At 37.6% G+C, this 10,317-nt stretch carries 8 protein-coding genes and 1 riboswitch; of the genes, 5 read left to right on the forward strand and 3 right to left on the reverse strand.

All coding sequences use genetic code 11. The features are described 5' to 3' along the window. A partial coding sequence (locus tag AC22ZQ_RS08910; protein WP_318958440.1) for a FecCD family ABC transporter permease occupies positions 1–693 on the reverse strand: 693 nt, incomplete at its 3' end. Then, positions 690–1,814, reverse strand: coding sequence for an ABC transporter substrate-binding protein (locus tag AC22ZQ_RS08915; protein ID WP_318958433.1), 1,125 nt, complete (start codon positions 1,812–1,814; stop codon positions 690–692). The genes AC22ZQ_RS08910 and AC22ZQ_RS08915, both read right to left, overlap by 4 nt. Positions 1,815–2,153: 339 nt before the next feature. Beyond that, positions 2,154–2,354, forward strand: a riboswitch (cobalamin riboswitch). Positions 2,355–2,475: 121 nt separating this feature from the next. Between AC22ZQ_RS08915 and AC22ZQ_RS08920 the strand changes: the two genes are divergently transcribed. The 5 genes from AC22ZQ_RS08920 to AC22ZQ_RS08940 all read left to right on the forward strand — a co-directional run bounded on the left by AC22ZQ_RS08920 (position 2,476) and on the right by AC22ZQ_RS08940 (position 9,744). After that, positions 2,476–3,438, forward strand: a complete 963-nt coding sequence (locus tag AC22ZQ_RS08920; protein ID WP_318958434.1) for a DUF4465 domain-containing protein — start codon at positions 2,476–2,478, stop codon at positions 3,436–3,438. A gap of 39 nt (positions 3,439–3,477) precedes the next feature. Then, entirely contained in the window at positions 3,478–5,469 is a 1,992-nt protein-coding gene (locus AC22ZQ_RS08925) for a TonB-dependent receptor plug domain-containing protein (protein ID WP_318958435.1), read from the forward strand. Beyond that, complete coding sequence (locus tag AC22ZQ_RS08930) at positions 5,459–6,514, forward strand: YncE family protein (protein ID WP_318958436.1); 1,056 nt, start codon at positions 5,459–5,461, stop codon at positions 6,512–6,514. The genes AC22ZQ_RS08925 and AC22ZQ_RS08930 overlap by 11 nt, the downstream gene beginning before the upstream one ends. Next, complete coding sequence (locus AC22ZQ_RS08935; RefSeq protein ID WP_318958437.1) at positions 6,514–7,491, forward strand: T9SS type A sorting domain-containing protein; 978 nt, start codon at positions 6,514–6,516, stop codon at positions 7,489–7,491. Before AC22ZQ_RS08930 ends, AC22ZQ_RS08935 begins: the two co-directional genes overlap by 1 nt. 180 nt (positions 7,492–7,671) lie before the next feature. After that, complete coding sequence (locus AC22ZQ_RS08940) at positions 7,672–9,744, forward strand: OmpA family protein (protein WP_318958438.1); 2,073 nt, start codon at positions 7,672–7,674, stop codon at positions 9,742–9,744. A gap of 61 nt (positions 9,745–9,805) precedes the next feature. Here AC22ZQ_RS08940 and AC22ZQ_RS08945 read toward each other — a convergent pair. Continuing rightward, the coding region (locus AC22ZQ_RS08945; protein ID WP_318958439.1) for a T9SS type A sorting domain-containing protein at positions 9,806–10,317 on the reverse strand (512 nt) is incomplete at its 5' end.

Consider the following 10,317-nt stretch of genomic DNA (forward strand, 5'->3'; position numbering starts at 1 on the left):
CCCTAATAAACTTGCGTTTTCTTCACCTATAACCAATAAGTTCAAAGGTTTGGTGAGGAAGAGACTTAAAACAATTCCAAGTAATGCAACCAAGATAAACCACCACAACTGTTCGAAAGCCACATTGTTTAAAGAACCAAAACTCCAAAGGGTAAATGCTTTTAAAGCGTCTGGGTTAGAGTAAGATTGTACCACATTAATCAAAGCTCCAGAAAAGCTCCCTAACATGATACCTATAAGCAGCAATGATATTTTAGAGCGCACATAAATGGAGCTGATTAATATTAATAATCCAAAGGCAAATGCTCCGAGTAGTGCACTTGAGATAATTCCAAAATCAGAGGCGAAAATACCAATCCCCGTCATGGTACTTAGGGCCACAAACAAACTAGAACCTGAGTTGATACCGAGAACATATGGTCCCGCCAATGGGTTTTGAAATAGGGTTTGCATGAGTAATCCGGAAATGGCTAAAGCCGCTCCCGCTAATACGCCTGTAATTGCTTTGGGTATACGAAACACATGGGCCAACAATTGTTCGGTTTGATTGGCGTCGTAATTAAAAATACTATTCCATAAATCGGCCCAAGAGAGCTGTGTACTTCCTACAAAAATATCGATAAAGAAAAGTACAATTCCGAAAAGGAAGAGACCGATACTGAGGGTTATATGTGCTTTTCTTGATTTGATTATTGTATGTTTTTGTAAAAGTTTAAGCTATCTCTGCTCATTATTTCTGGGTGAAAAATAGCAATGTAATCCGCCAATAACAAATGGGGTTGATGCGCTGCATTCTCCCAAAAGCAATTGTTGTTCGCCGTGTAGTTATACAAACCATCGCCTTGAAAGGCTTCGAACAAACTGTATTTTTCAAAGGCTTTTTCAATTTCAGCTTTTGTGTTACCTGAAACATTGAGTAAGTAATCTACATCTCTAAATTGAGTAACTACTTCTTCCATACTTAAGTCTAAACTACCTGTTCCAGGTTGTTGGGCAAAAACATATGCTGCCCCAGCATCTTTGTACAATTGGGCTTGGTAACTCTCTCCAGCAGGAGCGTTAAAAACACCGCCATAATAATAACCCGATAACACACTTGGGTGAAAAAAAACCATAGTTGCAGCCTCCTTCAGAGCAGTGTAGCTGTTTACTTCTTGTTCAAAAAAGTTATTTGCTCTGGTGTATTCATTAAAGAAAATACCCAGAACTTTTATCCATTCTGCTCTGCCAAGTGGAGTGGTTTCTCGCCAGTCGTAATTGTTGAAAACAGGAATGTTGGCTTGTTTGAGTTTTTCTAAAATGGGCGCGTCTTTGGTAAACGAACTTGAAAAAATTACATCGGGATGAAGGCCTAAATATTCTTCAAAATTAGCCTGGGCAATGTCTTGTACACTTTTTAATTCACCTTGTTCTAAACGTGCTTTTAAGTTTTCATCACAAAGGTAAGGTCCGCCAGAAACACCAACAATGGTCTGACTTTTTCCCAGGGCATTTATCATCCCTATATGCGTGCTCGAAAGGGCTATGTTTTTTTGAATGGGAATTTGAATATTGATGGCATCTTTTTTTGATTGGATGCTTGCGTTTTTTGTATATAAATAGAATTCTTGTTCTATTTCTGAGCGGTTATCAGGATTTAAAATTTGAACGATATAGGCATCCTTCGCTTGCAATAGATAAAAACCTTTAGAATAAGAGGTTTCTAGTGTATCTACTTTTAATTCAGTGTTTTTAGTGTTTTTTTGACGTTCGGATGAACAAGCAAAAATACATGCTAAAAGAAATAAAGGAAGAAGGAAAATGAACCTTTTCATCGTCGAATAGTTTATGCAAATATGGAAAAATATTGTGTTAGACTTCCGTAAAGCGAATCAAAACTTTTAAGAGCATAGGCATTCTCCATACTTCTCAGTCGTGCGCAACACTGTTTTCTGTTAGCGGTTGAAGTGGCAGCCCGGAGCACTTTTGGGGTGTGCAAAACAGAAAGGGGAAAGCGACCCTGGAGAAGCTTTTACCGCTCTGCTTTTAAACCGCCAAAAGGGGGAGGACTATAATGGAAAACGCGCCCCCGATTTTAAAAGGGGAAACAGCCCAGTGAAAGACGAACGTTGAAATTTATACACTTATCCTATGCACTCTTTAAATTTTAAACTACATTTGCCACGCATTTTGGTAACTGAAACTCTTCGGAGTGAAGGTTTTAAATTGGAATCCTGTGAAAATCAGGAACTGTATCTGCAGCTGTAAGCTTTAGTAGATGTTTCCATAAACCACTGTTGGGCAAACTCAACGCCAATGGGAAGGGGAAACATTAGGAAGTAAGTCAGAATACTCGCCCAAATGTTTAGTAATGAAGACTTCAGATTAAAGTTGGATTTAATTTCTAGGCGCTATTTCGGTGCTTCGATTTTATCTTCTATGGGCGTGCACACCCTTTAATCCAGAGTCATTTTAGTAATTTATAATTTTTCAAGAATGAAAAAATTCTACTTAATGGCTGCTCTTGTGCTTGGAGCAGGATTTACACAAGCACAAAATCAAGTAACTGTAGACTTTGAAAGTTTAACACTTCCTACAGCAGACACCTTTTATGTTTTTACAGATAGCTATGCTCCGTTTACAGAAAATGGGGTGACTTTTGGTGCTAACCTTGGAAATTGGGGGACAGCACATGGTTTTGTATACTCAAACATGACGGATGTAACAACTCCTGGCTATACAAATCCATATTCTGCTTTTGCAGGTGAAGGAGCAAATGGTTCTGAGCAATACGCTGTTTTTAACAATACCGATACACTTTGGTTCGAGGAAGAGCGCGTTTTGGTAGGTGCTGATTTTGTAAACAACACGTACGCTGGAATTTCTATGCGTGATGGTGATCAGTTTGCTAAGCAATTTGGATCTACCACAAATGCAGATGGAATAGATGATGGTACAAATGGAGAAGACTTTTTCTTTGTGCGTATTTACGGATGGGACGCGAATTTTGATATCGTGGATTCTGTAGATGTTTACTTGGCAGATTTTAGAGGTCCGGATGCACAAGATTACATTTTGGATACATGGACAAACTTTGACTTAAGCGCTTTGTCAGGTTCTATGGCTTTAACCTTCGGTTTCCATTCTTCTGATGTAGGAGCATGGGGAATGAATACACCGGCCTACTTTGCGATTGATAACTTGGAGTACATTGAGTCAAACTTAGGATTCGATGAAGCAGCCACAATTGAATTTAATATGTACCCGAATCCAGCATCAACGGAATTGAAAATAAATGCAGAAGCTGGTGATGTTACCCTTTACAATACGCAAGGAGCTTTGGTTAAAACTGGAATGGTGAACACTACCATTAACCTTGCGGATTTAGAGGCTGGAGTTTACTTCGTGAAAGTTAGTCATGAAGGGGCTGTAGCAACACAACGATTAGTGATTCAATAATATTATGGAATTTCCTTTAGGAATTCATCACAATTTAGGATGAAATTAATTTCAACCATACTGTTAATTTTTTGTTCCTCGGTACTTTTGTCGCAAGGTGATAGTACCGAGGTCAAAACCTTTAATGAGGTTCAAATTATTCGTCCGGTTATACCTGAGCAACCCCAGAGATTTACCACCGAAGATATAGAACGTTTACAACCTTTGGATTTGGGAACGATGTTGCAAAGTATCCCGAGTGTTTCCATTAAAAATTATGGAGATGTGGGTGGATTAAAAACCCTTTCCTATCGTGGAATGGGAGCACAGCACAATGTTTTGATGGTTAATGGTTTTTCGGTTTCGAATGCACAAACTGGAATGGCTGATTATAGTCAAGTACCCGTAGAAAATGTTAGTTATATAGAGCACGACGTTTTTGGAAGGTCCAACATATTACCAACGGTTGGTGCTTCGATGCAGGGTAACGTGGTTTCTATATTAACCAAAGGAAGGCAGCTGAATTATAGTAAACAAAGTGTATTGGCATCTTATGGAATTTCCTCTTTTGGTCAGCACGACATCTTTGCCTTATACAAACGAAAATTAAAAAAAGGAGCTTTTGGAATAGACTTCAATCAACGTTTTTACCAAGGTGATTACACGTACAATTTTAAAACTTTTGGAGGTGATGTAAAAGGGGTGAGAGAGAACAATGCCTACCAATCTTCATTTTTAAATTTCAATTATATCCGTACTTGGGAAAAGAATTACGTCTACAAAGTTTTTGAAGTGTTGGGAGGTTATGCCCATATTGCTAATGAATTACCCGGAGCTGTATTGTTGTATGCGATGTCTAATGACGAAGAGCTCAATTCAGAAAAGGGATATGTAAATCTTTCCTTGCAATCTTATAACAAAAAGGTAAAAGGTTGGAGTATTAGAAGTAGAAGTTATGCCTCATTTCAAACAGATAATAATCAATATTTAGATCCTACATACTTTAATAGCGCAGGTTTTATCGATCATCGTTACCAAAATTTCACACATTACTACGGGCACTATGCAAAAGCCGAAAAAGGTCCGCGTTACACGTTAAATTGGGGAGGTGAGTTTGAAAATAACCTGTTGAATTCTAACCGAGCAGACTTTGCTGCGCCCAACCGTTTGATAGGGAAAGCTTTGACTGCGGGTGAGGTGAAATTTTCAAAGTACATTGTAAAAGGTAGCTTAGGAGCCCGTTTTGTACTCGAACACAATAGAGGGAACAACACTTGGAGAGATCCAATTTTAGCCTTAACACCAGAGCTTTTAGTAGATCGTCCTTTCTTATTTAGAAATGTTGGGGCGTTTGTATGGTTTCAACGCTCTTTCCGTTTGCCTAATTTCAATGAGTTGTATTATTCTCAAATAGGGAACATTGCTTTGGATCCTGAAAAAGTGAATCAATTGAATTTAGGGGTCAAATGGCACAGTAAGTATACGGTTAAAAATGCCTATGCTCAAGAGTTTAATGCCAACGTTTTTGGAAACTTAATAGAGGATAAAATTTTAGCTATCCCCACTAAAAATTTATTTATCTGGTCGATGCAAAATATTGGTCAGGTAGGAAGCTTAGGAGGAGATGTAAGTTATGTTTACCGCAAGAAGTTTAGGAATAACAAATACATGCAATTAAATGTAAATTATACCTACCAACGCGTGGTTGATTTAAGTGAAAGAGGAAGTGCTACTTTCGGACATCAAATTGCTTACATTCCAGAACACAGTGCTAACTTTTCTGGGACCTTTGAATATAGAAATGTAGGAATGACCCACAGTTTAAATTATATAGGAGCCCGATATGCACTCAATCAAAATATTCCGCAAAATAGGGTAGATGGGTTTTTAACTTATGATATTAACTTGAGTTTAGACCTAAGATGGAATACCAAATTACCTGTTCGCTTGAACGCCGGAGTGAAGAACGTAGGTGGAAAAAACTATCAATACGTGAAATCTTTTGTACTACAAGGGAGGTCATACTATATAAAACTGATTTATGAAATTTAGCATCTACGCAATATTGTTTGGTCTATTATTAGGGGCGTGTAAAGAAGATCCTTTACCCGATTCGGATAATACTGAGGGGAAGGATGGTTTACTTCTTTTGAATGAAGGCTTGTTTCAACAAAACAATGCTTCCTTGAGTTTTATCGCAGAAGATGGGAGTGTAAGCAATGATTATTTTTTACAACAGAACGGCAGGTTATTGGGAGATACTGGAAATGATATGATTGTATATGGAGCTAAGGTATATATAGTTGTACATGCAAGTTCTACGATAGAGGTTTTGGATAAGAGTACCTTGAAATCAGAAGCACAAATTAATTTACAATTCCAAGGTGTGAATCAATTGCCTCGTTTTGTTACGGGGTATGGTCCGAATATATACGTCAGTACTTATGATGGATATGTAAACGTGATCGATACAAGTTCTTATATGGTTACAAACCGCGTTGAAGTAGGGAATAACCCAGAAGGCTTGGTTGTTAGCAATGATAAAATATTTGTAGCAAATTCGGGAGGATTGAACAGTCCGAATTACGATTCAACGGTAAGTGTAATAGACTTAGCTACCCTACAAATTAGTGATGAAATTTTTATAGGTGCGAATCCTGGAGAGTTAGCGGTAGACAGTGAAGGAGATGTTTATGTAGTGAAGCGTGGTAATTATGGAACGGATCTTAGTGAATTATTCGTGTTAGATGCTCAAAATAATTATCAGAAATCAAATCTAGGAGTTGCAGCCACCTCCTTGTTTATGGATAAGGAGGATAAACTATGGATTACTCATCTTAATTATGGGAATAATACAAATAATGTAGCCCTGGTGGATGCCCAACAAGAAACTATACTCTCTTCTGCGTACATAGACGCAAGTGATATACAGAGTTTATATGGTGTTTTTGTAGATGAAGATTATCTGTATTGCCTAGACGCTAGAGGTTTTACACTCTCAGGTAAATTGAAAAAATATTTAAAAAGTACAGGTGAATTTTTGGAGGAATTGGATACAGGTTTGAATCCGAATACACTGGTGAAAATTAAAAATTGATGAAAAAAATATTGAGCTTGTTATGCTGCCTTCCATGGTTTGTTTTCGGACAATATGCTCCAGTTGCAGAGGAGGCAGGGACCACAGCTATTCATAAAGATAGTAGTGCTATTATTGCCTGGGCCAACGCAGTTGAAGTACAAAGGGGGTACTTGGATATAGAGGATACTTTATTTACAGTAAATGGTACCAACAAAGTAAGTTTTGGAACGGCTCAAAACGCGGTTGGACCGGCAAGCGGAAACGCTATGGACGTAGTTTCTTTGGGAGACGGAGGAGTAGCTGTTTTGTACTTTAACGGACCCATTTTGAATGGTCCAGGAGCAGATTTTGCAGTATTTGAAAACTCTTTTGCTTCTGATTATTTGGAGCTTGCTTATGTTGAAGTAAGTTCAGACGGGCAAAACTTTGTTCGTTTTCCATCTCATTCCTTAACACAAACTCAACTACAGATAAGTGGTTTTGGTAGTTTAGACGCAACAAAATTGAATAATCTCGCGGGGAAATATAAGGGAGGTTACGGTACGCCATTTGACTTGGAGGAACTTGTAGATAGTGCAGCTTTAGATTTGGATAACATTCAATGGGTGAAAATTATTGATGTTGTTGGTACAGTGGGGGATAGTGCTAGAATGGATACTCACGGGAATATTATTAATGATCCTTATCCAACACCCTACGAAAGTGGTGGTTTTGATTTAGACGGTGTAGCCCAAATGCACGGTTTTGTTAGTATAGAGGATGTGGCAGATATCAATTTTGCAGTTTACCCGAATCCCTCAAAAGGAAATTTTAAAATTAGAGCAGAACAAAAAATCGAAGAATTAAATATCTATAATTTACAGGGACAAAAGGTGTATACACAAAATGTGAACGACAATTATCTCAATGTGAATGTAGATCTAGGTCAAGGAATTTACCTTTTAGAAGTACACATAGATGGTCGTTACGTGAAGAAACGAATACTTATTTCATAATAATTTTAACAACCAACCACTTCATCAAAAAGCGAGGGAAATTTATCCTCGCTTTTTTGTTACGTATTCACTTTTATCCTTGCATATAAAAAGCGGGAAAAGTGTTGTTATAAAATCAAATTAAGATGTAACAAATTTGCTGTGTTTCCGTTATGAATAATCTAAAACGGCGAAGACAACATGAGAATACTTTACCCTTCATTAGTAAAAATATCAGCGCTTATTTTTCCACTAATAATCAGCTCTTTTTCCATAGGGCAAGAGGAAGAAATTAGTGAGGAATGTGGAGCTCCTTCCAAGAAAATTCAGAAATTATTAGATAAAGCCAATGCAGCGAGCGATTTAAGATCGGCATCTGAGTATTTTATAGAGGCTTTAACTTTGTCGGAGGACGAAAATGCCACGGCTTATTTTGATTATGCCATGTTTGCTTACGAAGAAGGGTTAAAAGCCTATCGTGAAAATCCAAACCCCATGGTGGGAGATAGAAACTTCGAGAAAGCTGAACAAATGTTTATGCATACCCTTGAGATTTGTGAGGATTTTCATGCAGATTGTTTCTATTACTTAGGGGTGATTAATTTTCAGCAAGAGGAATTAGATTTTGCCATTGATTATTTCAAGAAATTCAGGGATTTTAAGCACTCAAGTAGAGACAAGTATCCGAAGGATTACTCGAGTAAATTGCAAACTGTAAACGGAGCTTTGGGTAAATTAGAGAAGGAGCAGGAGTTGTTAACAAGTCAAGTTCCTTTTGATCCCGTAATCGTGAAAAATGTTTCTTCGTCTAAAGATGAGTACTTTCCTATGATATCACCCGACAACGAGTTGATTTTTTATACACGTAGGTTGGACAGAAGAAACTTGGGAGATATGAAGTCGAACATGGTTGAAGAGTTTACCTGGTCGTACAGAGAAAATCCAAAATTGGAGTTTAGTGATGGTACTCCAGTAAATGAGCCTTTTAACGATGGAACTTTTGTGAGTTATGGTGCAGCTACGGTATCTGTAGATAACAAAGAGATGATCATTTGTGCTTGTAAGTATGAAAAAGTTCAAGGCATGGATTATAAGAACTGTGATTTGTACTCTACGAGATTTAAAGAAGCACCGCAGAAAGGGAAGCCTTTTATTTGTGACTCACTTACCAATTTAGGGGAAGGAATAAATACCAAAGATGGGTGGGAGGCACAACCTTCTTTATCTTCTGACGGAAACACTTTGTTTTACACCGCACTGAGGCCTTCTACGCAGATGGACGACATTTTTATCAGTGAACGTCAAGCGGATGGTACGTGGGGACCTTCGCGTCCATTTATTGAAATTAATACATCTGGAAAAGATAAGAGTCCATTTTTGCACCAAGATTCAGAGACGCTATATTTTGTCTCCTCTGTATCTGGAGAAAGACAAGGTGTAGGAGGAACAGATATTTTTTATGTTCGAATGAATGATGACGGTTCATGGGGAGAACCTGAGAACATAGGGTATCCAATTAATACAAAGGATGATGAAATTGGAATTTTTGTTTCAACGGATGGTAAATTGGCTTATTTCTCTTCTCGAAAGGGAGGGAGATGGAATATTTATTCTTTCGAATTGTATGAGAAGGCTAGACCTCAAAAAGTGATTATTGCTAAAGGGAATTTAACCAATGAAAAAGGAGAGCCTGTAAAGGATGCCAAAATTCAAGTAAGTTATGCCAATAGTGATAAAATTCAAGAAGTAGACGTAAAAGGGGAGGATGGTTCTTATGCAGTAGTGATTAAAAATGAAGAACCTTCTGATGTTATGATTACGGTTAAAAAAGATAATCACGCTTTCGATTCTCAATTAATTACTGAAGAAGTTATTGAAGAGGGAGAAACAGTGAAGTCGAAAGATTTACAAGTACGTAAAATAGAGGTAGGAAAACCGTATACGATAAATGACATTTTATACAACACCGCTTCTGCAGAATTGTCTGAAAGTAGTAAGTTTATTTTACGCCAATTTGCTCAGTTTTTAAAAGAGAACCCAACCGCTAAAATTACCATTCAAGGTCATACCGATAACGAAGGTGACGCCCAAGAAAATTTGGAATTGTCTGAACGCAGGGCTGAAGGTGTAAAAGCATATTTAGTATCCCTAGGTATTAAAGGAAGTAGGCTGGATGCTGTAGGTTTTGGAGAAACACAACCAAAAGTGGCCAATGATAGCGAGGCCAACAAAGCGAAAAACAGAAGAACTGATTTTGTAATCAATAGTATTTAAAAGGGTTAGAAATAAAAAAAGCCCGTACATATTTGTGCGGGCTTTTTTATTGAATGTGAAATTATTGAAGGATGAGTTTACTTTGTTGAATTTGATGATTACTACTGACCTCTACAGTGTACATCCCAGCACTTAAAGCTGCAAAATCTAACTGAGTTGAACCTTTAGAAATAGCTTTTTGGAAAACAATGTTTCCGGCTAAATCATACACCCTAAGGTCCGCTTTTTCTACATTGTTTAATGTCAATTCTGTAGTGTTTACGCTTGGGTTGGGATAGATTTCAAATAAATTATTTACGTAATTAAAATCGAAGTTATCTGTAGTTAATACGTATCCGTTGTCAATGGCTTCAGACAGACTTGCTTTTCCAGCGTTATTTACATCACCACTAGGGTCTATCAATATACCGATGAGGTTCATTTTTGTTTCGTCCCATTCTTGATCGAGAATTATGGAAGCATTGATCGTGTGTGTTTCACCGACCGCAACGGTAGCAGGTAATGAATTTACCATTCCTCCGAAACTTGGGTAGATACCTCTTCCAACATGGTTGTAAATCATTTGTGAAGCGG

The organism is Lishizhenia sp., from assembly GCF_057456495.1.